1 pseudogene is annotated in these 236 nt (G+C 52.5%); it reads left to right on the forward strand.

The window, feature by feature from the left end:
- Positions 1-91: 91 nt before the first annotated feature.
- Positions 92-236, forward strand: a pseudogene (locus ADK28_RS32835) (AlpA family transcriptional regulator); the annotation flags it as partial.

Here is a 236-nt window from a genome sequence, read left to right on the forward strand (position 1 = left end):
AATCCCTATCCTTTGAGGAGAACCGGCATGTCCAGAATTCAGTGACACCGGGCATCTCCCGACAACCATTCCTCAAAGGGAGATAAATACCATGACCACACTGAATACGAACAACGCCGGCACCACAACCGCCACGCTGCTTTGCGCAGACGACCCGCTTATCGACATGACGTTTATCACCACCTGCACCGGTATGACCGACAAGTGGTTCTACAAACTTATCCAGGAGGGGCAGT

Origin of the sequence: Serratia sp. 506_PEND, assembly GCF_001076875.1 — a bacterium.
GTDB lineage: Bacteria > Pseudomonadota > Gammaproteobacteria > Enterobacterales > Enterobacteriaceae > Serratia > Serratia marcescens.